Source organism: Capnocytophaga stomatis (assembly GCF_002302635.1).
GTDB lineage: Bacteria > Bacteroidota > Bacteroidia > Flavobacteriales > Flavobacteriaceae > Capnocytophaga > Capnocytophaga stomatis.
This window is the reverse complement of sequence record NZ_CP022387.1, coordinates 988,098-1,014,848: the sequence shown is the minus strand read 5'-3', so window position 1 is coordinate 1,014,848 and position 26,751 is coordinate 988,098. Positions and strand designations below refer to the sequence as shown.

Below are 26,751 nucleotides of genomic sequence, written 5' to 3'. Positions count from 1 at the left end.
GAAATTAATTCTGTTCTGATTTTCCATATTTTGAAAAATTATGTCCAGAAGGTTCTTGAAATACTCGCAGGTTAAACGTGGGGACAATGGCAAGGATATGGTCAAAAATATCTGCTTGTATTTGTTCGTAAGTAACAAACTCTTTTACCTTTGAGAACATATAAATCTCAATCGGGATACCCTTTTCTGTGGGTTGTAATTGTCTGACAACAAACATCATATCCAGATTTACAAAGCCCGATTCCCGAAGGTAATTTTCTACATATTTCCGAAAGGTTCCGATGTTGGTTAGCCGTATTTGGTTAAAATATTCCGTTTCATTGGTGTTTACCTCATTAATCGTTTTGATTTTTTCTTCGATATATTCCGCAATCAGTCGTATTTTTTTGAACGTTTCAATTTCCTGTTCCGACAGAAAGTGAACTGATTCAATATCAATGCTTACGTGGCGTTTTATGCGTCTGCCTCCTGAGAGTTCCATTCCTCGCCAATTGGTAAAAGACTCGGAGGTAAGTTTGTAAGTGGGAATAGTGGTAATGGTTCTGTCCCAATTTTGTACCTTTACGGTGGTCAGCCCTATGTCAATTACGGTTCCATCGGCTCCATCTTTTGGGGAAGCAATCCAGTCGCCTACAAAGAGCATTTTGTTGGCAGAGAGTTGAATACCAGCAACAAATCCCATAATCATATCTTTGTAAACGATTAATAAAATCGTAATCATAGCCCCCAACCCCGTGAGAATGTCAATAAAGTTTTTGTTGGCAAAGATTGAAATTATGGCAACCGCACCTAAGGAATAAAGGATTACTTTGGCAAGCTGTATGTAGATTTTGATAGCTATTTCCGTGCCTTTCACGTGAATATATAGCTGTTCCAGAGCGTTGAGTACAGCATTCAAAAATAAAACCAGAACAATGATGAAATAAGTGCTTATTAAGGTTTGGATGAGCCATCGTATTGCTTCTGAGGCTATTATGTTGTGAAGATAAAGTAATAAAAGTCCTGGCAAAAAATGGGCAAACTTGGCAAAGACCATATTTTCCATAAAGATATCGTCCCATTGTGTGGCTGTATGCCCAACCAATTTCGGAATGGTTCGTCTCATCACATAAGTTGCAAGTTTGTCTACAAACCAAGCTACAATCAATATAGCAACGAGCGTAACAACGGATTGTGTAATAACAGCCCAAAAGTTACTAAAACCGTAATTTTCAAGTAAATGAATGCTCTGTGTCCTAAATTTTTCCATAGTATTGAAGCAAGAAATCAACTAACCAATTTAATCGTACAATTCATTTATTTTACTGTACACCAAGTCCGATTCCCACCCGCGATAAAGTAGGTAATCGGCAAGTTTTCGTTTGGCTTTGTAAATATTTTTCTCCTTTATTTCGGCTTGTTTTTTTTCTGATAAGATTTCAAAAGTTTCCATATACTCCTCATCATCAATCTCTTTTAGGGCAGATTGAATGATGTACTGAGAAAGCCCTCGGCGTTTGAGTTCTTGCCCAATACGAACACGTCCCCATTTTTTGTACCGAAATTTCCCCCGTGCAAAACTCTTGGCAAAACGTTCTTCATTCAAGAAATTGTTCTGAATTAAATGCACTACAATTTCATCAATGGCAATAGGAATCATACGCATCTTTTGGAGTTTATCGATTACTTCTTTGTGGTAACGTTCTTGATAAGCACAAAAAGCTTCTAATTTTCGTTTTGCTTCTTCAACGGTATAAGTTTTGACTGTATCCATAGAAAGCAAAGGTAAGAAAATTTTGAATAGATTTACGAAGAAAAAATTTTTGGTAATAATTGAACTGTTACAATAATGAAGATGTTATAAGAAAACAAAAAACAACCCATTGTAAAACAATGAGTTGTCTTTGTGACCGCGAGAGGATTCGAACCCCTAACCCTCAGAGCCGAAATCTGATATTCTATCCAGTTGAACTACGCGGCCTCCTAAAATAGTATGCTATGACAATAAATTTTTTACAATAGTTGAAATGAGCTTTCCGTCGGCTTTTCCTGCTAATTTTTGTGTGGCAACTCCCATAACTTTGCCCATATCTTTCATTCCCGAAGCTCCAACGCTTGATATAATCGCTGAAATTTCCGCAATAACTTCTTGTTCAGAGAGTTGTTTCGGTAAGAATTTCTCAATAACAGCAGCTTGTGCTAATTCAGGCTCTGCTAAATCGTTACGTCCTTGCGAGGTGTACAAAGCAGCACTGTCATTTCTCTGTTTTACTAACTTTTGCAGAATTTTTAATTCTTCTGCCTCTGAAAGTTCTGCTGAGGCTCCTGCTTCTGTTTTAGCCAGTAAAATTGCCGATTTAATAGCACGCAAAGACTCCAAAGCTACGGTGTCCTTAGCTTTCATCGCTTCTTTCAAAGCATCCATTACCTTTGTTTGTAAACTCATCAGACTTAATCTTAAAAGATGTGCAAAAGTAATATGTTTTAAGGTAAATAACAAGTCATTTTACAAAAAAAACTCGGAAAAAAGAAAGATTGAAAGCTTTTGAGATTTTTCTACCTTTTTTACAATCAAATAAATGAGAGCTTTTCTACTCCTTAATTCTTGTTTTTCGCTTGTTTTCGTTGCGTTCAATTTTGTGAGCAGGGCGTGTCCATTTCGGATTTTCACCCAAATCAGCGTACTCTGAATCTTCCGCTTCCACTGTTGTGGGTTGTGCGTGTTTTTCAAAAGGCTTCTGCGGACGCATTCCTAACATTTCAAACATCATCATATCTTCGTTGATGTTAGGGTTAGGAGTTGTTAAAAGCTTGTCTCCCGCGAAGATGGAATTCGCCCCTGCAAAGAAACACATTGCTTGTCCTTCTCTGCTCATTTGCGTTCTTCCTGCTGAAAGACGTACCTGAGTTTCAGGCATTACGATTCGTGTGGTGGCAATCATTCGCACCATATCCCAGATTTCAACAGGTTTTTGGTCTTCCATCGGTGTTCCCTCCACAGCAACCAAAGCATTTATCGGAACAGACTCAGGTTGAGGATAAAGCGATGAGAGAGCTACAAGCATTCCGGCACGGTCTTCCAGAGATTCTCCCATACCGATGATTCCCCCGCTACATACTGTGATGTTTGTTTTTCGCACGTTTTCAATGGTTTGTAGTCGGTCTTCATAACCTCTTGTCGAGATTACTTCTTTGTAATATTCTTCCGATGTGTCCAAGTTGTGATTATAGGCGTACAAGCCGGCTTCGGAAAGTCTTTTTGCTTGATTTTCAGTAATCATACCCAAAGTACAACAAACTTCCATATTTAGTTTGTTGATGGTACGTACCATTTCCAAGACTTGGTCAAATTCTGGTCCGTCTTTTACGTTACGCCAAGCGGCACCCATACATACTCGTGAAGCTCCGGAAGATTTTGCTCGCAAGGCTTGTGCTTTTACGTGTGAAACGCTCATCATTTCTTCAACTTCTACTCCTGTATGGTAGCGGGCTGCTTGTGGGCAATATCCGCAATCTTCGGAGCATCCACCTGTTTTTATTGAAAGTAAGGTTGATACTTGTACAATGTTGGGGTCGTGATGTTTACGATGTACTGTGGCTGCTTCATAAAGCAAATCCATCAGGGGTTTTTTGTAAATAGCAATAATTTCGTCTTTTGTCCAATTATGTCGAGTTTCACACATATTCTTAATGAATTTATTTTTTTATTATACAATGAAAAATATCAAAGACAGAATGAATTTCTGATAAAACTTTTTCGAGTTGCAAAAATAATAAATATAATGAGTTGTTAATTCTTTTTGATAAGTTTTATGCAAAAAAGTGAAGAATCTTGAAAAATCAATTTAAAATAATTTTCATTCTGTTTTTGTTTAAAAGTTTAATAATCAATATTTTGTTTTTGATTTTGTTGGTCTAAGCAATAGCCTAACAGTAAAACTTTTTATTTTTAAAATTAAATTCTCTACCTTTGTAGCTCGTTAAATTGTTAATAAAAACATAAGAATATTCAAAAATATGGGGCTTGTAAGTGCAAAAGAGGTGGCTAAGGCTATAAACCTTGACAAATATGGCTTTATGGGAACTTTTGGAGGCTGGGTATTGATGAAATTACTTCGGCTTTCAAAACTTAATGCTATTTACGACAGAAACAAACACTTACAAGGACTTGATTTTTTAAATACGATTTTGGATGAGTTTGAAATTCAGTTTCAAATTCCTGAAGAAGATTTACGAAATATTCCTAAAGACGGGGCTTTTATCACCATATCAAATCATCCGTTGGGAGGAATTGACGGAATATTATTATTGAAGTTGCTTTTGGAAAAACGTCCTGATTTCAAGATTATGGCGAACTTTTTACTGCAACGCATTGAACCTTTGGCTCCGTACGTGATGCCGGTAAATCCGTTTGAAAATCACAAAGATGCAAAATCAAGCGTAATCGGATTTAAGCAAACAATCAAGCATTTGCAAGAAGGAATGCCTTTGGGGCTTTTTCCGGCGGGTGAGGTTTCCGTTAGTCGTGAAGGCAAACTTGTGGTTGATAAACCTTGGGAGGAAGCAGCGATGAAACTTGCGAAAAAAGCTCAAGTGCCTGTTATTCCTATTTATTTTCACGCCAAAAACAGCCAATTGTTTTATTCGCTTTCAAAAATTAGCGACACATTACGTACCGCAAAATTGCCTTCGGAGTTGCTAACTCAAAGAAAAAGAACGATTTATATCCGAATTGGAAAACCAATATCTGTCAGCGTACAAGAAGAATACAAGGATATTGAATCATACACAGAATTTTTACGCAAGAAAACTTACATCTTAGCAAATACATTTGAACAAGACAGAAAGTTCATTCCTTTGGCAGCCGTATTAAAGGCGAACAGAGTTCCGAAAACTCCTGAGGAAATTATTAAGCCTGTTGGTACGGAGTTGATAGAGAGGGAGATAGATTCTATTACTCAGAAAGGACATCGTTTGTTAAAATCCAATAATTATGAGGTTTTTTTAGCTCCTTACAAGGATATTCCAAACATAATAAAGGAAATAGGAAGGCTTCGGGAGATTACATTCCGTGAAGTAGGGGAGGGAACAAATGCTTCTATCGATTTGGATTCGTTCGATGAATATTATCATCATTTGTTTTTGTGGGATGTGGAAGCTAAAAGAGTTGCGGGAGCTTATCGTATGGGATTGGGAGCTGAAATTTTTCCAAAATATGGAATAGAAGGCTTTTACACACACGATTTATTCCGCTTTGAACCAGAGCTTTACGATATGATGAGCAAAACCATTGAAATGGGACGAGCGTTCATCATTCCTGAATATCAGCAAAAACCGATGCCGTTATTCCTTTTGTGGAAAGGGATAGCACACACTACATTACGTTACCCTGAACATCATTATTTGTTGGGAGGAGTGAGCATAAGTAATCAGTTTTCAAACTTTTCAAAATCTTTGATGATTGAGTTTATGAAGTCGAATTTTTATGACCCTTATATAGCTCAGTATGTGCGTCCTAAGAAAGAATTTAAGGTGAAAATTAAAGATGCCGACAAAGATTTCATTTTTGACGAAACTCAAGCCGACCTTAATAAATTTGATAAAATTATCGATGAATTAGAACCCGGAAATTTACGCTTGCCGGTTTTGATTAAGAAGTATATTAAACAAAATGCTAAAGTAATAGCTTTTAATGTGGACCCGATGTTCAATAACGCAATTGATGGTTTGATGTATATCCGCATTGCTGACCTTCCTGAAAGCACAATGAAGCCGGTTATGGAAGAATTTCAGGCAGAATTGGAAGCAAAAATGAAAGCCAATTAACGGAAATTTTACTATGCATAGAAATTACAAACTCAAAATATTTCTCGTTTTTGCTTTAATATTATTTGCAAATACTGCTAATGCTCAGCAATATACAGAGCTTTTTCTCATTGAGAATAACATTTTGAAAGGCTGCAATTTTGAGAAAATTCCTACTAACGGGAAGATAAAAATCCCTTATTTTGTTAAGAAAATTGAGAAAGAAGTTTTTAAAGATTGCAATCGGTTGCAATTGGTTGAAATTCCAAATACGGTAGAATTTATTGAAGAAAAGGCTTTTTTCAATTGTACCAATTTGGCTTCGATAGATATTCCGGATTCAGTTACCCGAATAGGAAAAAATGCATTTGATTCCTGCGTGAATTTAACTTCTGTAAAATTCGCAGAATCTTTGCAAATTATTGAAGATGAGGCTTTCAAATCCTGCTACAATATAGAAAATATCAAACTTCCGAAATCTGTTACTTCATTAGGAAAGGGAGTTTTTACAGAATGTTCCAATCTGAAAAATGTGGTACTTTCAGACAAAATTTCTGAAATTCCTCAAAAAGCATTTTATCAGTGTAAAGGGCTCAAAACCATTCAAATACCGTCAGGAGTTACTCATATTAGAGCAAGTGCATTTGCTTTTTGTGAGTCGCTGAATTCTGTTAAAATTTCAGGGAATTTGGAATACGTTGGTAATGACGCTTTTGAGCATTGCAAGTCATTAAAAGAGGTGTATTTGCCTGATTCTGTGACGTATATTGGTGTGAGTGCTTTTTACAATTGCTCACGATTGGAGTCAGTTATTCTTCCAAAAAATCTGACACATATCAAAAATGATACTTTTTTGGATTGTCATCGTTTGAAAACTGTGATTTTACCGGAAAAATTGGAAAAAATAGGAATGCATTCTTTTCGTAATTGTTACAGTATCACACATATAGAATTTCCTCAAACTGTTACGGATATCCTTTTCGGAGCTTTCAATGATTGCAGAAATTTGCAAGAGGTAAAACTATCCAAATCATTGAGCCATATTGGTTCTTTTGCGTTTGCTAATTGCGTAAATTTGAGGAAGATAGAAATTCCTAATTTGGTTACTGAAATCGGAGATAAAGCTTTTTACGATTGTAAAAGTTTGACTTCGGTGAAGTTGTCAAATCAAACTCAAGTTGTTGGTGTTCAGTCGTTTTATGGCTGTTCTTCTCTCAAAAAAATAAAACTTCCTGCTACTGTTACAAAAATTGGTTTAGAAGCTTTCCGAGATTGTTCTTCCTTACTTGAAATGCGTTTAGATGCCACAACGCCACCCGAAGTAACACGAACAATAGGCTACAAAGGAATTATAATCGTTCCCAAGAAAAGCAAAGAAATTTATCAGGAAAATCCACTTTGGAAAGATAATATTTTTAAGTGAGAAATTCGTAGATTTTATTTCAATAAGTGTATGTTGTTTGTAGTCAGATGTTTGAGTTCTGTTGTTTGATTATTTCCGTCTTGCTTTAATAATTCCGTTGAGGGCAATAGCCAAAATCATCACGGCAGAAGCCACATAAAAAATGGGATTCATATGCTCTGATTCGCCAAAGATGAGATAAGCGAAAACAATTCCGTAAACGGGTTCCAGATTTACCGCCAAAACCAAAGTAAAGGGAGAAATATAACGCATCAAACGAATAGATTCAAACATCGGATAGGCAGTGAAAACACTTGCCAGAAGCAAAACCCACCAAAAATCATTTGATGAGATTTCTGAAATTCCGTTTAAATCTCCCGTAAATAGAAAATAAATGGTAAGAACCAAAAAACCGCCAAAAATTTCATATGTAATGATATTTCCTGAAGACGTCTGTCCGTGCAGTTTTCCGTTGAAAACGCTGAATAACGCCCCGAAGGCTGCACACACAATTCCGTAAAAAATCCCTTCCTTGTAGCGAATTTCTGTTTTGAAAATGAGTAACATACAGATGGTTATGATAATTCCCAACACAATTTCAGACCAGTCAATACGTCTTCGGAACACCAAAGGCTCAATAAGGGCAACAAACAGTGTGGCAGTGGAAATACAAGCCAGCGTAATGGATACATTTGAAACTTTTATGGAATGGAAAAAGAATAGCCAATGGATAGCCATCAAGCAGCCAACACCAATGAGTTTGATAGCCAATGATTTATTTATGAAGATGTTTCCTTTTTGAAAGATACTTACAAAAGCAATCAAAAAACAGGAAGTTAATAACATTCTGTGCCACACAAGGTGATTTGCTTCTAAGGAGATTAATTTTCCCAAAATAGCTGTAAATCCCCATAAAAAAACGATGAAGTGTAAACGTAATTGAGTTAACATTTATTTTTATGTTTTTGTTTAAGCTTAATTTCTGTAATAATTAAACGAAATCGCGAAAATACAAAAACTTTGGAAAAAAGATTGATTATAGGTCAAATTCAGTATCTTTTCTCATATAGAGATATCCTGATTTTTGTTTTCCGTCTTCAAAGGTAATGATAAAGAAATAAGTGCCGTTAGGTAATGGTTTTTTGCTTACGGTTCTTTCGTGTTGAGAAAATCCTTGAAAACGTTGATCATCCAACATATAATTTTCTTTTTCATACACTTTTGCTCCCCAACGGTTAAAGATACGGACGGTATTTTTCTGGTTACAATTTATGTAGTATTTTTTGAGGTCTTCAACTTCCCACGTGTCATTAACGCCATCGTTGTTTGGAGAGAATCCATTCGGTATGAACATATTTTCAAACAAAGTTGCACAGGAATCCTTAGCTACTACTTCAAGAAGAAGGCTTACTGCTTCACTTTGACATCCGTTAGAAGTTTTACAAACTACGTAATAGGTTGTATTTTCGGTAGGATTTATTTCAGAAGTTGTGATTTCTTGTGTAAGTGCTACATCGGCGAACCATTGTACTTTGTCAGTACCGCAAGAAACGCTTGCCAAACTTACTGACTCTCCAATATAAATTCGTGTAGGGAAAGCCGAAGTATTTGGTGTGTTGGGCTTGGTGTTTCGCTCAATAGTTACCTCAGTACGTGAGCTTTGTACTCCGCCAACGGTTTGTTGTACCCAATACGGCACAGCATTTCCTTCAGGAATGTTCTGAGTATCAACCATAATTGTGGCAGCAGTTTCGCCTGTGCTCCACAGTAGTGAACCACTAAAATCGGAGGCTTGCAATGTAGCAGTGCCTTTGTGGCAATCATACGTGATATGTATTTTAGGAGGCGTAATTTCACCGGTTACGGTAATCATTCCCACCTTGCTATTGGTAGAACAGCCATTGCTTACACTTACTTTGTAATAATAAGTGCCTGCTTCAAGCCACTGTACTTGCACTTGTGAGCTGTTGCTCGTGCCTACAAAACGAGCTTTTGAGGGCGGACAATTACCTGAGGTTTTGGCAAAATCTACTGCGGAATCATATAGTTCCCAAACATATCTATCACCTGCCTTAGGCAATACGGAAAGCGTGATAGCCTCACCAACTTTGGAAGTTTGTGAAAACGCAACCACGCTCGCCATAAAGCAAACGCTAAATAAGATATGTTTGAGAAATTTATACACAGTTTATTTTTTTATGGTTTTGGAGAAATAAATTGCAAACCTGTACCAGCTGTAACAGTTGCTCTCGCTTTTAAAGTTTGGATAGCTTTGTCGGCAAAATCATTTTCCTCAGAGCAATCAGTTACTTTAACATCTTTAATGTTCTTATTAATCCCTGTTGTGGCATCTGCAAGTAAGGTTATAGGTTGGTCAACAAGACCTTCTTCTTTACCATTGTTGATAACTAACTCTAGGTAAATAGAAACACCTTCAGAAGGATCAATTAGTTCATCTGCTACAATTTCAGGGAAATCAATTGGCTGATTTATGTCAGCTACATTTATGGTCTTTAGTACTTGACTTATATTGTCTCTATTGTATCCCCACTTTAGGGTGGCAGTTTGACCTGTCTTAAGCCCTTCTAGTTTTATTTGAGGCACGAAAGACTTGTCGTAATTTACAGCAGTTAATTCATAAAATAAGGATTGTTCACCATAGTTATATGCTACTTGATCGCCCTCAATTTCAGCAGATTTTATTGTTCCTAAACAAACCTCTACATTACTTAACGCACTTGATGCTTGGGTTTGTTTACCATTATTCATATTACGTAATTCAATAAAAAAAGCGTTTTTAGGTTGAATTTTCAGAACCTTTAGGTTGTTTGCTGTTGTACAATTCGCCTTAGGGGTGTGGTTAACTACTAAGTAAGATGTTCCTGCAACATTTGTCCACGCGAGCTCAATACTTTTGCTTTCTGAGTTAGCATCATTGTAACTTCCTGTAGTCACTTTTATTTGTCCGCCACCCTCTGTGTATGCTCCTGTGGTCAATAAGTTTCCATCGTTGATGAAAGTAGTATTATTTGTAGCAAAGAAGTGATATTTTCCTTCCGGTCCATCAACTGTATATGTGTATTTTTTTCCTACTATAGGATTTTGAGCATTATCAACACAATTGACGTTTTGTGTAGGAGCTGTTCCCTTTGTAGCTCTATCTTGTGCTTGTGCATAAGCACCTGTTGATACAATGGCTAAAGCCATACTTAAGATTAACTTTCTCATAAATAAAAAATTAAAAAATGTTCAATATATGTTTTTATAATTAGTTACTAAAATTGATTTGCGGTCGGGGAATAATCCGTACTTCTCGGGTTACGTAGTTGTATTTTTGTCCGTTACATTCCAGCCAATAGGTAATATTATACGTTTTGTCGGTGGAAGTATCGTTTTCAAAAGAAATACCCGTGTGAGTAGAGGGTTGCCCCGTTCGTACGTTGCTCAAATTGTTATTGATAGTCCATTTCAAAACGGGGTTTGGGCAACAAGGTACGGGGTTTATGGTTACGTCGAGCGTTGTGTCCCCTGAGGGCAACACGTAACTATTTTCTGATACATTTGTATGTCCGCTACCCTCATCGTAAACCGCTGAAACGATTTCGGGCAAACACCACGTAATGTTTTCGGGCGTTGTGAGGGTTATAGAGGGTTTTACCACATTAACCACTACCTTTTGGTTGGTAAAAAATGTTTTACAACCGTTTTTATCACTAACCCATAAGAGTTCGTAAGTAAACTCGCCTTCATCGTTGGGGGGATGGTTTATGGTTAAACTATTTTCATTTTCTGCCAATGTTTCGTCAATTTCTATGGGAGGATTTCCTGTTTTGGCAGCTTTTATTTTTACGGTAAAGGGAAGTTCCCCCGTAAAGGTAACCCACGGAATTTGTGCTGCTGGAGTGTTTAAGCACAAGGTAGTGTCCTGTCCTGAAAATACGGCAGTGGGTAGCGGTTTTATGGTGATAATATCGGACTGGTTCAGTTGGTTAGTACAGCCGTTGCCGTCAGTAATGGATACGTATTGGTAATGGAATTCCCCCGCTTGGTTAGTGTTGATGGGAATTTCAAAAATATTACTATTACTTTGATATTGTTGCGTAACGCCATCAATTGTATAATTTAAAGTAAAAGGTGGTTGCCCACCGCTACCATTATTTACCGTTATCGTAATTTTAGCGTTATTTTCGTCTTGGCAAAATGATTTTTTACTGGGTTTTGTTTTGGCTGTTGGTTGGTTTCGTACGATTATCTTTATAGGATTGGAGGTAACACTTTCCGTTTGTTGGGACATTCCTATGTTTTTGAAAGTAACTGAAGCCCGTCGATATAAATAATATGTACCTGTTTGGTTAAAGGGGGCAGTTTGGGGATTAGGGGTAAAATCTTTTTGTGTTGCTCCATTGATGTCGGTAGGTACTCCACCGATGCTGGTTGTGTAATACCACTGGAAGGCAAAGGTTGGGGTAAAACCGTACTGGTTTCTTCGGTTGAAATCATCTCCCGTTACAGGCGTTCCGTTACTTCCCCCCGCACAAAGGGTTTGTTCTCCCGAAATGGTGTTTTCGATGATTTTGTCAGAATCGCTGGTTTCAAACAAATACCAAAGAGGCAAACCTCCGTTATAAAATTCGTAAAACATTAGGCTATTGCCCGAAAGGTTAATAATCTGATTGTTTACGGGATTCCATTTAGGTTGTGATATATTATTCCAATTATCATAAACTAATGTATTGTCTATTTTTAGTCTTGTTCCATCATCGGCTCCTAAATTCACATAATACAATCCCTTGCGGGTTGAACGCATCAAAGCCCGAGTCAAAAAAAAATCGGGACTGGCAAACATTCTAACATCGGTACTCTCTTGTGAATAAATTTCAAACGTTCCAGAACTTTTTTTAATATTAAAGGACTCAGGCAAATCAAAGTACCCCAAATATTTATAAGAGGAAGGAGGTGCGTTGGTATTATCTGTACCCTTATAAAAATGCGTACGCCATTTGTTGTTTATGGCAGGTGGAACATCTTGGGAGTCAGCGGTATTTTGTCCGCTTACAACTGAAATGGTTAATGTTGTATTATTAAACCATCCATCATAATAAATACGTACTTGTCCCGATTGATTGGGTGTGAAGTTATTCCCACTAAGATTCAGTAATTGTTGATTAAAGCAGACTCTTATATGCGGGCTATTAACACTGTAAGTGATGCCTCCTATCACATTAACCAAAATGTAATTTTCATAGTGCCGCTTTACCCCACTAATAGTAACGGGAGAGGGTAGTCCATTAGAGGTGTCCCAAACAAATGTAACTGTTCCCCCTACCTGAGGTACATTGCTGTTACACTGTGCATACAAAAAGTCCGCTCCCAAAAGGAAGAATATACAAAGTAGGTATGTAGTTATTTTGGTTGAGTTAGCCATTTTTGGATTGCAGTACAATACACAATCAGGGGCAAAGGTAAGTCAAAAAAATAAAATGACAAAATACAAATAGTGGAGAAAAGAAAAAATGTTCTTCGTACTACTTCATACGAAGAACATTTTTTAAAAGGTTTAGCTTAAAATTACTTCATAGGGATTAACTCCGCAATCGGTATCTTCTGGAAAAGCAAATCGCCTGCACCTTCGTACAAAATCCCGATGTATTTATCTTCGATTAATGACATACACGAATATCCAAAGCCTCCGTTAGCGTACAGCTTGATTTGAGGTAGCTTATTCCACGTGTTTCCCTCATCATCGCTGGCTTTGATGGTCATATTCACACGGCTTTTGGCGTCTGCTGGGTTGGAAAAAAACAGATATTTTTTACCGTTTTTATCAAACGAAATGATACTTGCCATACAATTCGGTTCGGTAAGTGCGATGCGTGAAGTGCTGTGTTCCACCCAAGTTTTTCCAAAATCGCGAGTGATGGCAACCGAACGTCCGTGAAATTCATCGGAGAGCGTGTAATTCTGACGATTGCGGTCGTCACGCATATTGAGCATAATACTTCCGTCAGAGAGCTGAACTACTTGAGCCTCTGTGGTGTGCGATTTTGCTCCCGTTCCGCAGTGCCACGTTTTTCCGTGGTCTTCACTGTATATTAAGGTAGAATGCGGAACTTGGTTTTCGTCTTTGTATTGTGCGGCGAACATTATTTTTCCGTCTTTAAGAGTAATTCCGCTACCGGGACCATTAAAGAAAAGATACCATTTCGGGTCTTTGGTTTGCGGAGTGATGCTGATGGGGTCGCTCCACGTAACGCCATCGTCTTCACTTTTTACGAGCATCAGCTGACCAGTTTCGTGAGGCGTCATTCCGGGACGAGAAGCCCACCACGCCATTTTGTCTTTGTCGTGCCCGTGTAGCCAAAGTGCCGCTACCCAAATGGTGCCTGTGGTTTTATCGACCAATACGGCAGGGTCGCCAATTCCGTTAAGCTGATTTGACAATCCGCCCCATTCGCCCAAATCCATAATTTCCTTCATCGGTTCCCACGTTTGTCCGCCATCGGTGCTGCGGCTCATTCCTACGTTTACGTCTTCCTGCAAGTCTTTACAATTGTTATAACGATTGTCATACACGGCGATGAGCGTACCTTTGTTGGTCGTTGCCAGTCCAGGAATACGATAGCACTCAATGCCATCTTGTTTTTTACTTCGGAGCGTAATCCCGAAGCGTTGTGAAGGACTTTTCGGATTTACATACACATATCGTGAGCCGTTTGATAAAAATTCAATCTGAAAAACCTTTATTTTATTCAGAAGATTCGGATTTTCCGTGGTTTTTGCTGTTATCCAAACGTAAATATCTTTCATTTTAGGTAAATAACTGCCTTTCAGAAGGGATTCCGATTTGATTACGTTTGTAGATGCAAACAATTCTGCTTCTTTAAAGTTTTCTTTATCACTTAAATAGACGGATATTTCACTTAAGTCGAAAGATTTTAATTCTGATTTAAGCAAAACTTTTACTTCTGTGATGGAGTTTAGATTTTTGGTGGCTAACTTAAACGAAGTCAGCAAATTGTCTTTGCCTGTTGTTAAAGGCATTTCGGGTTGTGTAAATTCGCCTCCGCCGATTACGTTTTTTTGGCTTCCGCAAGCCGACAAAAGAACAAAAGCGAATAAAAGATAAAAAATTCGATTCATTATGATAGTTTTTATTTGTTTTCATATTTGTACTTTTGTCTTGAAACAAAAGTACCAAAAATTCAAGTCTGTGGATACTTTGCTAAAAATCAATTTATTCCACTGAAAATCTCCGAACTTGCTCCCTACGGTCGCTTCGAACAGCGGATATTTTCTGCGTTCCATTCATTGATTTTCTTAACGCTTCGTCTCCAATGCCAATAAAAGTGCAAAAAACACTGAAAATCAATACTTAAATCATAAAAATATGTGTTAAGTACTGAACTCAATATTGTTTTTCAATCTGTTCAAAGGTTTTCCAGCATTGGAACATCGCTCTTGGCACATGGAAACAGCCTTTCCATTTTCCGCCTTTAAGCGTGAGTAGCGGTTTGCCTTCCCGATTCAAATAACCGAACCATTCGCCGTGCTTAGGGTCAGAAAAATGCGACCAAGCGTACGCGTGTACCTTTTCATACCACGCCCAGATTTCGGCATTTTGGGTGTGCAAATAAGCCTTTGAAAGTGCTACCAAAGTTTCCAAATGCACCCACCAAAGTTTTTGGTCCCATTCCAATTGCTGAGGCGGATTTCCTTTGGCATCCATAAAATACAAAATACCTCCGTGTTCCTCGTCCCAACTGTAATTCAATATATTAAGAATGGTTTGTGTAGCTTTTTCGATAAGCGATTTGTCGCCACGACGCACGGCAATATCAATCATAAACCACATTGCTTCGATGCCGTGACCAGGGTTAAGCAATCGTCCGTTGAAACTGTCTTCTTTGCTTCCGTCAGGGCGAACGTTTTCAAAAATGATACCCGTTTCAGCATCTAAAAATACATTCATTACTTCATTGATGCTGAAATCTATCGTTTTGTTGATTTCTTCTTCCGAAAGAACGCTTTCCAGTTCCAGTACCAAATTCGACAGAATCATCGGGAGCGAAAATCCTTTCAGAGGACGAACGTCAGTAGTTTTTTCGTACTTTCCTTTCGGGTTGTTTTGTTTTTTTAAGATATTGTGATAAGTACTGACTGCCAGTTTTTTATAAGTTTCGTCACCCGAAGCCTTCGCGTATTGGCTGAACGCCATTGCAGCGAAACAATCCGAGAAAATATTGTAAGGTTGCACCAAAGGTTTGCCGTCACGAGTAAGGGCAAAGTAAAAATTTCCGTCGGCGTCCATTGCGTGATTTTTCAGAAATTCAACTCCCGATTTTGAAATTTCAAGCCATTTTTGGTTTTTCTCCACCTGATTGTAAAGCATCGCGAAAGTCCACGCTTGTCGTCCTTGCAGCCAGATGAACTTATCCGTATCAAAAACCTTTCCTTCACGGTCAAGACAGGTGAAATATCCTCCGAATTCCTTGTCCAATGAGTGTTTTTCCCAGAAAGGAACCACATCTTCCAATAATGTTTTTTTATAAAGTTCGCTGTATTTCATATGCTAATAAAAAGTTTCTATTTTCTAAAAAATGGATAAAAAGAGATTTTTATTCTGTTTTTGTTAAAAAATTTTGTTCATTAAACAGAAAATATTAATTTAGCCTTGTCGTTTTAACGTAAAATAAAAATCACTTTTCAAACAAGGCAAAGGTAAGAATTTTTTTTTGATAATTATTTAATTTTTAATGTTTGAATTTTTGAATTATCAGAAGAATTTCTTATTTTTTGTTTTTTTTAATTATGAATATGAAACTCCAACCACTTGAAAGTATAACATTAGTTGACCGAATCGAACAACGTATTACTGAGTATATTAGGGAAAATAACTTGAAGCCGGGCGATTCTCTGCCTAAGGAAATGGAACTCGCCGAATGGCTCGGGGTAAGCCGAACTGCTGTTCGCGAAGCCTTGTTGCGAATGCGTACTATGGGGCTTGTTGAGTCAAAAAAACATCGGGGAATGGTTTTGAAAGAGCCTGATTTGATTTTCAATATTCAAAGGACGATTGAGTCTAAAATGCTGGACGAAAGTACGTTGCAGGATTTGTTTGAATTTCGTTTGATGTTTGAAATCGGTATGGTGGATTTTGTTTTTGCTCGAAAGACGGAAGAGCAGGTTCAGGAGCTGGAAGCACTGGCAAAACGTGCTAATTACGAGTATATTGATAATTATTTTTCGTTGCAAGATGAATTTGCCTTCCACAGTACGCTTTACAAAATGGCGAGTAATCAAACATTATTACGTTTTCAGGAATTGTTACTTCCTGTTTTTCAGTATGTTCACGATTTGCAAGAGAAGGAAATTTGTAATCTGAATAAGGAAAATAATTTGATAACACACATAGATTTGGTAGAAGAACTTAAAAATGGCACTCCACAATCGTTCAGAGAAGCGATGCGTATGCACTTAAATCCTCATTTTGAAAGAATGAGCACACGAAGAGTGATTTAGCATTTTATTAAAGATATATGGATGAGGATGGGTGAAATTTGCTTAAAATTTCACTTTTTTTGTTTTTCTTCCAATAAATATGCTTTGGAGTTAATAAAAATGAATTATATTTGCCCTGAACTTCAAGTTAAAACAACCAAAATGAATAAGAATTACGCATTGCTATTGTTGCTGTTGATGAGTTTTTCTGCATTTTCTCAGCAATTTACTATTACAGGAAAGGTTTACGACAAATCTACTCAAAAGCCACTTGAGGCTTCTACCGTGTTTTTAAAATCGGTAAAAGATTCTACTTTAGTGAATTACACCATTTCCGATGCCAAAGGTATTTTCAACCTAAAAGGTAAAAGCCAAGAACAAGAGCTGGATTTGTTCATTACCCACGTCGGGAATGCTCCTTATAAAAAACGCATTACCACCCCGAAAGGCGCGCTTGATTTGGGTCTTATTCAAATGGAAACACAAGCCGAAGAATTAGAAGGAGTTACAGTGCTTTCCGAGGCTATTCCCATCACAGTAAAAAAAGATACGCTTGAATTTAATGCCGATGCTTTCAAACTTCGTCCCGATGCCACGGTGGAAGAATTACTCAAAAACCTGCCGGGAGTAGAGGTCGATTCCAAAGGGAAAATCACTGTAAACGGAACTCCCGTAAATGAAATTTTGGTTAACGGAAAGCCTTTTTTTGATGACCCCAAAATCGCTACAAAGAATCTCACCAAAGAAATCGTTAAGAAAATTCAGGTGAGCGACACCAAAACTAAGGAACAGAAATTCACCAAAGAAGAAGGCGACCCGAATAACAAATCGATAAACATCGTACTGAAAGAGGACAAAAACAAAGGCTATTTCGGGCGGGCAACAGTAGGTTATGGCAGTAAAGACCGTTACGAAATCAATGGTTTCGGGAATTATTTTAAAGATAAAACTCGGGTTTCGGTGCTTGGTAGTTCCAATAATATCAATACTTTAGGTTTTGAATTTGATGAAATTTTCGGGATGATGGGCAGTGTGGAAACTTTTTCTGTTTCGGGAAGTAGCATATCTGCGAACGGAATGAATTTCGGCGGAAGCGACGGTTTCAACAAATCGCACGTGGCAGGAATCAGTTATGTAGATGAGTACGGAAAAGATTTGGAAGTTGATGGCAATTATTTTTACACCCGCAATGATGGCGAAACTTACTCGCGAAACGACCGTGAAACCACGTTACCCGACCGCCATTATTTTTCACGCAACGAACAGTGGGGCAATTCGTGGGGAGACACGCACAATTTCCGAGGGGAATTGGAGTACAAAATTGATTCATTGACACAAATTTCCGTGCGTCCGCGAATTTCCGTAAGCAGAAGCAACAGCGACAACAAAAGCGAAGAAGCGTCGTACGACAGCAACAGAAATCCTGTAAATCAGAGTCTTTCCAAAAGTAATTCGCACAACCATAATGTGAATTTTGAAAATAGAGTTTCTTTTAATCGGCGTTTTAAAGGCACGAGAGGTTCGTGGGGAATTTCAGTAGGAAACAATAACAGTCGTTCGGAACGGGAGCAAGAATTGTACAACACACGCGAAATTTTCGGAATTCATCCGTTTACGCAAATTCGTGACCAACATCAAAATACTGACAACCAAAATGATAGCTATAATCTTTCGGCGAAGGTTCGTTATCCGATTTTTAAAGATTTTCTGTTGCGAGCAGGATATGATTTTTCAAAATCCGATACAAAAAACAATGTAAATACTTATGATGCTGATGCTTACGGAAATTACATCAATTTTAATACGGTATTAAGTTCTGATTTTCTGACGGAAAACACACGACACAAACCTCAATTGGGAGTGGAATGGCGAAGCGGAAAAATTCGTATAAGTGGCGAAGTGGGAATGGTTTACAACAGACTTGAAAATCACGACTATTTGCGAAATTTGGAGCTGGATAAAACATTCCAAAACCCGGATTTCCGATTTCGGGTGAATTATGAAGTTAAAAAAGGTGCAAGTATCAATTTTAATTACGATACCAGCACGCGTGTGCCGAGTGTAAATCAGTTGCAACCTATTGAAAACGTGAATAATCCGCTTCATACGTTTGTCGGAAATCCGGATTTGAAACCTACTTTTTCACATCAATACCAGCTCTATTACAGCAATTATAATTGGGAAACACGTAGCGGATGGTTTGCTAATTTTAGTGCTGATTTTCAAAAAGATAAAATCACTTCTGTAACGCTAACCAATGATGATTTAACCCGAAAAACTACCTATACCAACATTGATGGCGATTTTTCGATATATGGAGGAATCAATTTTAACAAGTCGTACAAGGTAGAGAAAAATAAAATCGGCTATCGGTTAGGTAGTTGGGGAAATATCAACAAAAATAACCTTTTTAGTAACGGAACACGTTATGCTATAACTAATTACAGTTTAACGCCATCGGTAAGTTTGGAATACAATTACGATGAAAAAGTAGATTTGAATTTGAGCTACTCGCCTTCATTTACCAAAGCGACGTATGATTTGGATGTATTTAAAAATCAGGATTATTCAAGACAAAGCGCTTCTTTCAAGATAACGACTTATGTACCTAAAAATGTGATTTTTGGAAGTGATATTGAGTTTTCCTACCTGCCGTATATGGGCGAAGGTTTTAGAAAATCGTACCTTTATTGGAATATGAGCTTGGGATACAAGTTTTTAGGGGAGAAAGCTACCTTACAATTCAAAGCTTTCGACTTGCTGAACCAAACCGTAGATGCTTGGCGAACCATCACGCAAGATTACGTACAAGATTCGCAAAAATTGATGTTAAAACAGTATTTTATGCTTAGTTTCTCGTACAAATTCAATAAAGTAGGTGGTAAAGGCGACCAAAGCAGACGACGAAGCAGCATACGAGTTCTTAGGTAGTATCACAATATTAATTGTTATTTAAAAAGAATATAAATAATTTTGTTTTTGTTTTTAATTTGATACTTTTGCACTGATAATTTTAACAGAAACTTTATTTATGAAAAGATGTTTTATTTTTCTGCTACTGATTTCTTCCTTAGCGATGTATTCGCAGGAAACTTCGGCTAAATTAAGTCCGGAATTTAAAAGGAATGAACTTAAGTTGAATGCTCTTTTCTTACTTTTTGAAGGAGTGGAATTTTCATACGAACGTGCTTTGAATTATGACTGTTCAATAGGAGGTTCTTCTTTAATTTTTACATACAAAGATTCCGATTTAGACTCAGGAATGAATTACAATGTAACTGCCTTCGGAAGATATTATTTCGGTAAGAAACCCGTGTCGGGCTTCTTTGGGGAGGTCTTTACGACGTTTCTTAATAGGGATTACTTTGTAGATGACCATCCGAGAGCATACCGCTCAAGAAGACAGACAGAAACAAACATAGCCTTCGGTTTAAGCCTCGGTGTGAAATGGATAAGAAATCGATTTACTTTTGAGTTGAGTTCCGGAATGGGACGTATTCCTCGCTCAGCTTCTGACGATTATACTCCTTTCATAGGTCGGGGAGCTTTGGCTATTGGTTATCGATTTTAATTTGAAATATAAATTTTATAAATTGCCTGAAGAACAATAATATATTTTGTTGTTTTTCAGGTATTTTTTATTTTTGTGATGAATTCAAGCAAATTATGGACAGAAAACTGCAAAAATCTGAATTAATTTCCGGAAAGAAAATTGAAATTTCGGGTTCAAAATCGGAAACAAATCGTTTGTTGTTGTTGCAAGCTATTTATCCTGAGCTTGTTATAAAAAATGCTTCCGATTCAGACGATTCCGAAGTAATGAAAAAAGCACTTCAGAAACAATCCGGCGAAATTGACATTCACCACGCGGGAACTGCGATGCGTTTTTTGACTGCTTTTTTTGCCTCTCAAAAGGGGAAAGAGGTGGTTTTGACAGGTTCGGCTCGAATGAAACAACGCCCGATTCACATTTTGGTGAAAGCTCTTCGAGATTTGGGAGCAGAGATTTCGTATTTGGAAAATGAAGGTTGTCCACCATTATATATAAAAGGAGGGGAATTGAAGGTCAGCGAGGTGTGTATGTCAGCCGATGTAAGCAGCCAGTACATTTCGGCTTTGTTGTTGATTGCTTCTTCTCTTTCTAAAGGGTTGAAAATTAACTTAATAGGGGAGGTGGCGTCAGCTCCTTACATTAAAATGACATTGGCTTTACTTTCTGAAATTGGCGTAAGTTCTGATTTTGAAGGAAATACGATAAGTGTCCGACCTCTGGAAAATCTCCATAAGAAAGAAATTACTGTAGAATCGGATTGGAGTTCTGCTTCGTATTGGTATTCTTTTGTAGCTTTGTCGGAGATTGGAACATCTTTAAAATTAAGTAGTTATAAGAAAAATAGTTTGCAGGGCGACAGTATTTTGTCTGAAATTTATGCTTTTTTTGGTGTGGAAACCGTTTTTTTGAATGATGAAATTGAACTTCGTAAAATTCAATCGGTTGAAAATGTGATTTTTAAGTACGATTTGCGGAATGCACCCGATATAGCTCAAACCATTGCCGTAACTTGTTTCGGGTTGGGAATAGCTTGCGAGCTTACGGGGCTTCATACGTTGAAAATCAAGGAAACTGACCGTTTGGAGGCTCTAAAATCCGAATTAGCGAAATTGGGTGCAAGTATAGAAGTTTCTGATAAGGCTCTGTTCCTAAAATCGGGAGGAACAATTAATGAAAATGTATCTATCGAAACTTACAATGACCATCGTATGGCAATGGCTTTTGCTCCACTGATGCTCAAAACAAATATAATAATTTCTGATTCTGAGGTAGTTTCAAAATCTTATCCTGATTTTTGGAAAGATGTAGAAAGCGTAGTAATCCAGAAAAAAGAGCATTAAGGAAAGTAATTTTTGATGTTAAATCTTTATTTTTAAGTCGCTTAAAATCAGTAATTTAAATTGTGTGTTTATTTAAAACTGCTAAAAATGAGGGTTTAAATGAAAAAAAAATGCTAACCTTGTGTTTTTTAAATAATTAATTTGTATCTTTGCACTCCGATTTTATTTAAAAATATTAATATAAAAAATATATAAAATGACAAAAGCAGAAATCGTATCAAAGATCGCTGATAAGTTAGGTCTTGATAAAAATGACGTTCAAGCAACAGTAGAAAATTTTATGGAAGAAGTAAAAGCTTCTTTGGAAAGTGGTAACAACGTGTATTTAAGAGGTTTTGGTAGCTTCATCATCAAAACAAGAGCAGAGAAAACAGGAAGAAATATCTCTAAAAACACAACATTGAAAATTCCTGCACACAACATACCTGCTTTTAAACCAGCAAAAGTATTTGTTGATGGAGTAAAAACTAAAGTTAAAGTAAAATCAAGCAAAAAGAAATAATTAAAAAAGGATAAGCTATGCCAAGCGGAAAAAAAAGAAAAAGACATAAAGTAGCAAATCACAAACGTAAAAAAAGAGCGAGAGCTAATCGCCATAAGAAGAAAAAGTAGTTTTTAACTACTTTTTTCTTCTTTTTGAGGAATGTTCTTTGAAAAAAAACTGATATGAATGAAAAAATGTTCATAATCAGTTAAATAGTGTTTAACAAAAATCCAAAAAAGAGTGAATAAAGAATTAATCATTCGTTCTGGTTCCTCTTATGTAGATTTTGCTTTATTGAAAGAAGGAAGGCTAATTGAGCTTCACAAAGAAGAAGGTTCAAACGGATTGGGAGTAGGCGATATTATGCTTGCCAAGATACGTAAACCTATTCAGGGGCTTAATGCTGCTTTTGTAGATGTAGGTCACGAAAAAGATGCTTTCTTGCATTATCACGACTTGGGTCCGCAACTTGCCTCATTATTAAAATTTGTGAAGCAGGTAATTTCAGGGAAACAGAAAGATTATTCTTTAAAAGACTTTCCCTTGGAACCAGACATCAACAAAGATGGCAGTGTGGTTGATGTTCTGAAGGCAAATCAGCCTATTTTAGTTCAAATTGTGAAAGAACCGATATCGACCAAAGGTCCGAGGATAAGTTCGGAGCTGTCCATCGCAGGAAGATATTTGGTTTTGGTTCCTTTTTCGGACAGAATTTCCATCTCTCAAAAAATAGAAAGCAAAGCTGAGAAAGAGAGACTTCGACGACTTCTGCAGAGCATAAAACCCAAAGGATTTGGGGTGATTGTTCGCACTGTTGCAGAGGGTAAGAAAGTTGCAGAGTTAGATAAGGACTTGCAAGTTTTATTCGAACGTTGGGTTTTGATGTGTAGGAAAATACATAAGGCGGTGTTTCCGTCGAAGGTGATGAGTGAAATTAACCGAACGGGAGCTATTCTCCGTGATATGTTCAATGACACTTTCACTGGGATTCACGTAGATAATGACCTATTGTATGAACAGGTTGTAAAATATGTTCAGAATATTGCACCAGGTAAGGAAAATATCGTTAAACATTACCGCTCATCGGTTCCGATTTTTGAAAAATTCCATATCGAGCGACAAATAAAAACAGCCTTCGGACGCACCGTTTCGATGACAAAGGGAGCTTATTTGGTTATAGAACACACAGAGGCTCTGCACGTTATTGATGTAAACAGCGGAAATCATTCAAACAAGGCTAACGACCAAGAGTCCACGGCTTTGGCTGTAAATTTGATTGCTGCCACAGAGATTGCAAGGCAACTCAGGTTGAGAGATATGGGAGGAATTATCGTGGTGGATTTCATCGATATGTCAAATACGGATAATCGAAGAATTCTTTTTGACCATCTTCGTAAAGAAATGGAGGAAGATAGAGCAAAACATAAGGTGTTGCCTCCGAGTAAGTTCGGGCTGATTCAGATTACACGTCAGCGGGTACGCCAAGAACTAAACATCAAAACTAAAGAAGAAAATCCAAGTAAAGAAGGTGAAGTAGAAGCACCTATCGTTCTGATTGATAAAATTAATACAGAACTTGAAGGCATTATTAAAGAGGGAACTTACAAAGGAAGAATAGTGCTTAATGCACATCCTTTTATTGCGGCATATTTGACCAAGGGATGTAATTCCATTCGTTTTAAGTGGTTCTTAAAATACAAGCGATGGATTCAGATTATGCCACGCGACGCGTATTCTTATTTGGAATATCGTTTCAAAACAAAAGCAGGAACACCTCTTTAAAAAGATATAAAAAGGCTTTGCGAGAAATCGCAGAGCCTTTTTTAGTTTTTGTGAGTTTGTTGGCACTTCGTTCTTTATTAAAATAAAAAACAAAAACGGCATAAAAAGTGAGAAATAATTTACTACCTTTGTCAGAACCAATTGTCAAAATAAATAATATTCAAAATAAACTACAACAATTTTTACACAATGAATACACCAGAAAAAATATCTCTTTTAAGAAAGCAAATGCAAGCTGAAAATATTGATGCATTTGTCGTTTTCAGTGCTGACCCGCATTTAAGTGAATATCTGCCGGCAGAATGGCAGGAACGAGTTTGGATTTCAGGCTTTACAGGTTCGGCGGGTTTTGTGGTCATAACCAAAGATAAAGCTGGGCTTTGGACTGATTCACGTTACTTCGTACAAGCTCCGATTGAGTTAAAAGGCTCAGGCATTGAATTATTCAAAGAAGGAGTGGAAGGAACGCCCGACTACACCGAATGGCTTATTTCAGAACTTCCGAAGGGAGCCACAGTGGCTTTGAATGCTTTGGCAACATCACATTTAGCTTGGGAAAAGTTAGAAAAAGCATTGAAAACCAATGGTATAAAACTTGTGAATAATCCGCTGTTAAAGCAAATTTGGACGGGCAGAGAAAAAGAAGCAGTTAATCCTGTCTTTGTACATCCCGATAAATGGGCGGGGCAATCAGTAGCGGACAAGTTAAAATCTATTCGCAAGAAAATGGCAGAAAAGCATACTGATTTACATATAATTACAGCTCTTGATGATGTGGCTTGGACGCTGAATCTCAGGGGAAGCGATGTAGCTTATAATCCGGTTTTCTTGGGATATGTTGCGTTGTCTGAAAAAGAGGCTATTTTATTCGTGGATAAAACGAAAGTGAATAATGAAGTAGAAAATCACTTAAAATCGGCAAACGTAACAATAAAAGAGTACGATGATTTTTTCAAATATTTGGCAGAGATAAAAAATCAAAAAATATTAATTTCTCCTAATGCCAATCAGGAGATTTTCAATGTTTTACAGAAAGAAAATACTTTGGTACAGGCTCCACCTCCCGGAAATCTGATGAAGGCAACTAAAAATGAAACAGAGTTGGAAGGATTCAGAACGGTGATGGTGCGTGACGGCGTGGCGATGGTTAAATTCTTGTATTGGCTTACGCATCAGGTAGGTAAGGAGCCGATGACGGAATACAGCATAGGCAAGAAGTTACACGATTTCCGTGCCGAAGGAAAGAATTTTGTAGGAGAAAGTTTCGGAAGTATTGTTGGTTATCAAGGAAATGGAGCAATTGTTCACTATTCTGCCCCAAAAGAAGGAAGTAAAGAAGTTTTTGCAGAAGGAAGCATTCTGGTAGATTCGGGAGGGCAATATTTGGAAGGAACAACGGATATCACACGGACTATTCCGCTTGGCAAGATTTCACAGGAGTTTGTTGATGATTGTACATTGGTGTTGAAAGGAATGATTCAACTTGCTATGGTTCAGTTTCCTAAAGGAACTAAAGGTGTGCAATTAGATGCATTTGCACGTATGTCTTTATGGAAAAATAAGAAGGATTACGGACACGGTACGGGACACGGCGTGGGTAGCTTTATGAACGTACACGAAGGTCCTCAAAATATCCGAAAAGATATGAATCCGCAGGAGTTGCTGGTGGGAATGGTTTGCTCGGATGAGCCTGGTTTTTATTTGGAAAATAAATATGGCATACGTCACGAAAACTTAATTGCTGTGCGTGAGGTGGAAAGCAACGAGTTTGGAACATTCTATGATTTTGAAACCTTAACTCTTTGTCCGTTTATGCCTAATTCAATCAATGTGAAATTACTTTCCGAAGAAGAAAAACAATGGTTGAATAATTATCATAAAACTTGTCAGGAAAAATTAGCTCCACATTTGGAAGGTGCTGTAAAAGAATGGTTTTTGGAAATTGTAAAACCAATTTAAAAGTTTAATCAATAGAAATAAAAGCCTTTGAAATTCAATTCAAAGGCTTTTATTGTTTTTAAAATATTAGAAACGGAAAATTCCGCCTATTCCCAAGATGGTTTCAAAAAAGAAGAATTTTTGATTCGCTTTATCGGTAATATTTTTTGTTGTGCGGATATCATACATATTGATGTATCCGCCTTTAAGTTCACCAACAAGCAGGAAATGTTTCAAGAAAACTAAGTGAAGTCCTGCTTTGGCACTTAAGCCATAACCAGCAATATGAAATTCGTCATAACGTTCTTTATTGAGTAACTTTGTATTTGAGCGTGGATAAAGAACACCAGTACCTAATCCTTCGGTTAAATTCACTTGAAATGCGTCTGTATTTCTGATGCCAAATAATTTTGAAATATCATCAACTCGTGAAAATTCTATTGTAACATAATTTAATCCGTCGGTATGCTCAAAAGTTAGAAAATCTTCGGTAAGTACTTTATCTTCATTGTTATATGTTCCGTCGTGAGAAGTTCCGCTTCCGCTAATGTAGCCATTTATTTTAACGGTTTGGTCTTGCTTCATTACGTACTTCATATGGTCAACTCCTGCCGAAACAGAGTAATTATCGCTGATGAAATATCCTATTCTTGCATTTGTTTGAGGGATAGTCATTCGCAAAGGATTGATATAGTCAATGTGCCATCCTTTAGGTCTGTCAATAGCTGAAACATCGCTGAGAATGAAGTTGTAGTCACTGCCTTTGAATTGAATATCCGATTTGCTGTAATAACCTCTATTTCCACCCCAATAGACGAAAAATTTACCTTTGTTATGAGCTGTATATCGCTCTGGGCTTACTTGTGTTGTTTGGGCAAATGTTGAAAAGAAACTTAAACACCCGATAAAAAATACAATTATGCTTTTTCTCATATGTAAAAAATTAAAATTAAGGGGTGCAAAAGTATCA

General features: G+C 37.3%; 20 protein-coding genes and 1 tRNA gene. 9 read left to right on the top strand and 12 right to left on the bottom strand.

From position 1 onward, the window contains the following. Positions 1 to 4: 4 nt before the first annotated feature. The 5 genes from CGC58_RS04455 to bioB all read right to left on the bottom strand — a co-directional run bounded on the left by CGC58_RS04455 (position 5) and on the right by bioB (position 3,662). Positions 5 to 1,249 (bottom strand): mechanosensitive ion channel family protein, encoded by a 1,245-nt coding sequence (locus tag CGC58_RS04455; protein ID WP_095895337.1) that lies wholly within the window; start codon positions 1,247 to 1,249, stop codon positions 5 to 7. A gap of 30 nt (positions 1,250 to 1,279) precedes the next feature. Next, a complete protein-coding gene (locus tag CGC58_RS04450) occupies positions 1,280 to 1,753 on the bottom strand; it encodes a regulatory protein RecX (RefSeq protein WP_095895335.1) in 474 nt (157 codons plus the stop codon). 133 nt (positions 1,754 to 1,886) lie between these two features. Continuing rightward, positions 1,887 to 1,960: transfer RNA gene (locus tag CGC58_RS04445), tRNA-Arg, on the bottom strand. A 15-nt stretch (positions 1,961 to 1,975) separates the two neighbouring features. Further along, positions 1,976 to 2,425, bottom strand: a complete 450-nt coding sequence (locus tag CGC58_RS04440; RefSeq protein ID WP_095895333.1) for a GatB/YqeY domain-containing protein — start codon at positions 2,423 to 2,425, stop codon at positions 1,976 to 1,978. A 145-nt stretch (positions 2,426 to 2,570) separates the two neighbouring features. Continuing rightward, a complete protein-coding gene (gene bioB / locus CGC58_RS04435; protein WP_095895331.1) occupies positions 2,571 to 3,662 on the bottom strand; it encodes a biotin synthase BioB in 1,092 nt (363 codons plus the stop codon). A gap of 334 nt (positions 3,663 to 3,996) precedes the next feature. Here bioB and CGC58_RS04430 point away from each other — a divergent pair, with 334 nt between their 5' ends. Together CGC58_RS04430 and CGC58_RS04425 are read left to right on the top strand one after the other, a co-directional pair. Further along, positions 3,997 to 5,805: a GNAT family N-acyltransferase gene (locus CGC58_RS04430; RefSeq protein WP_373309462.1), complete on the top strand. Its 1,809-nt coding sequence runs from the start codon at positions 3,997 to 3,999 to the stop codon at positions 5,803 to 5,805. Between the two features lie 13 nt (positions 5,806 to 5,818). After that, positions 5,819 to 7,207, top strand: a complete 1,389-nt coding sequence (locus CGC58_RS04425; RefSeq protein WP_095895328.1) for a leucine-rich repeat domain-containing protein — start codon at positions 5,819 to 5,821, stop codon at positions 7,205 to 7,207. 69 nt (positions 7,208 to 7,276) lie between these two features. Here CGC58_RS04425 and CGC58_RS04420 read toward each other — a convergent pair whose 3' ends face one another. From CGC58_RS04420 to CGC58_RS04390, 6 genes are all read right to left on the bottom strand, one after another. Beyond that, positions 7,277 to 8,137, bottom strand: a complete 861-nt coding sequence (locus CGC58_RS04420; RefSeq protein WP_095895325.1) for a DMT family transporter — start codon at positions 8,135 to 8,137, stop codon at positions 7,277 to 7,279. Positions 8,138 to 8,222: 85 nt separating this feature from the next. Continuing rightward, positions 8,223 to 9,371, bottom strand: coding sequence for a gliding motility-associated C-terminal domain-containing protein (locus CGC58_RS04415; protein WP_232748865.1), 1,149 nt, complete (start codon positions 9,369 to 9,371; stop codon positions 8,223 to 8,225). Positions 9,372 to 9,382: 11 nt separating this feature from the next. Further along, on the bottom strand, positions 9,383 to 10,414 hold the full coding sequence (locus CGC58_RS04410; RefSeq protein WP_157909190.1) for a hypothetical protein: 1,032 nt from the start codon (positions 10,412 to 10,414) through the stop codon (positions 9,383 to 9,385). A 40-nt stretch (positions 10,415 to 10,454) separates the two neighbouring features. Continuing rightward, positions 10,455 to 12,611: a hypothetical protein gene (locus CGC58_RS04405; protein ID WP_095895320.1), complete on the bottom strand. Its 2,157-nt coding sequence runs from the start codon at positions 12,609 to 12,611 to the stop codon at positions 10,455 to 10,457. A gap of 143 nt (positions 12,612 to 12,754) precedes the next feature. Beyond that, the gene (locus CGC58_RS04400) at positions 12,755 to 14,326 is read right to left on the bottom strand and encodes a sialidase family protein (protein WP_095895319.1); all 1,572 of its coding nucleotides are present in this window, start codon (positions 14,324 to 14,326) and stop codon (positions 12,755 to 12,757) included. 265 nt (positions 14,327 to 14,591) lie between these two features. Further along, positions 14,592 to 15,752 (bottom strand): AGE family epimerase/isomerase, encoded by a 1,161-nt coding sequence (locus CGC58_RS04390; RefSeq protein ID WP_095895317.1) that lies wholly within the window; start codon positions 15,750 to 15,752, stop codon positions 14,592 to 14,594. A gap of 242 nt (positions 15,753 to 15,994) precedes the next feature. Here CGC58_RS04390 and CGC58_RS04385 point away from each other — a divergent pair, with 242 nt between their 5' ends. The 7 genes from CGC58_RS04385 (at position 15,995) to CGC58_RS04355 (ending at position 25,802) form a co-directional block, all read left to right on the top strand. Beyond that, on the top strand, positions 15,995 to 16,705 hold the full coding sequence (locus CGC58_RS04385; protein WP_095895315.1) for a FadR/GntR family transcriptional regulator: 711 nt from the start codon (positions 15,995 to 15,997) through the stop codon (positions 16,703 to 16,705). A 141-nt stretch (positions 16,706 to 16,846) separates the two neighbouring features. Further along, positions 16,847 to 19,615: an outer membrane beta-barrel protein gene (locus CGC58_RS04380; protein ID WP_095897113.1), complete on the top strand. Its 2,769-nt coding sequence runs from the start codon at positions 16,847 to 16,849 to the stop codon at positions 19,613 to 19,615. 100 nt (positions 19,616 to 19,715) lie between these two features. Then, positions 19,716 to 20,255, top strand: a complete 540-nt coding sequence (locus CGC58_RS04375; protein ID WP_111970134.1) for a DUF3575 domain-containing protein — start codon at positions 19,716 to 19,718, stop codon at positions 20,253 to 20,255. Between the two features lie 95 nt (positions 20,256 to 20,350). Continuing rightward, positions 20,351 to 21,577, top strand: coding sequence for a 3-phosphoshikimate 1-carboxyvinyltransferase (locus tag CGC58_RS04370; RefSeq protein ID WP_095895311.1), 1,227 nt, complete (start codon positions 20,351 to 20,353; stop codon positions 21,575 to 21,577). Between the two features lie 196 nt (positions 21,578 to 21,773). Beyond that, positions 21,774 to 22,079 (top strand): HU family DNA-binding protein, encoded by a 306-nt coding sequence (locus CGC58_RS04365; RefSeq protein WP_095895310.1) that lies wholly within the window; start codon positions 21,774 to 21,776, stop codon positions 22,077 to 22,079. 222 nt (positions 22,080 to 22,301) lie between these two features. Continuing rightward, positions 22,302 to 23,843, top strand: a complete 1,542-nt coding sequence (locus CGC58_RS04360) for an Rne/Rng family ribonuclease (RefSeq protein ID WP_095895308.1) — start codon at positions 22,302 to 22,304, stop codon at positions 23,841 to 23,843. Between the two features lie 189 nt (positions 23,844 to 24,032). Continuing rightward, complete coding sequence (locus CGC58_RS04355; protein WP_095895306.1) at positions 24,033 to 25,802, top strand: aminopeptidase P family protein; 1,770 nt, start codon at positions 24,033 to 24,035, stop codon at positions 25,800 to 25,802. 66 nt (positions 25,803 to 25,868) lie between these two features. Here CGC58_RS04355 and CGC58_RS04350 read toward each other — a convergent pair whose 3' ends face one another. Next, a complete protein-coding gene (locus tag CGC58_RS04350) occupies positions 25,869 to 26,714 on the bottom strand; it encodes a hypothetical protein (protein ID WP_095895305.1) in 846 nt (281 codons plus the stop codon). Positions 26,715 to 26,751 lie beyond the last annotated feature (37 nt).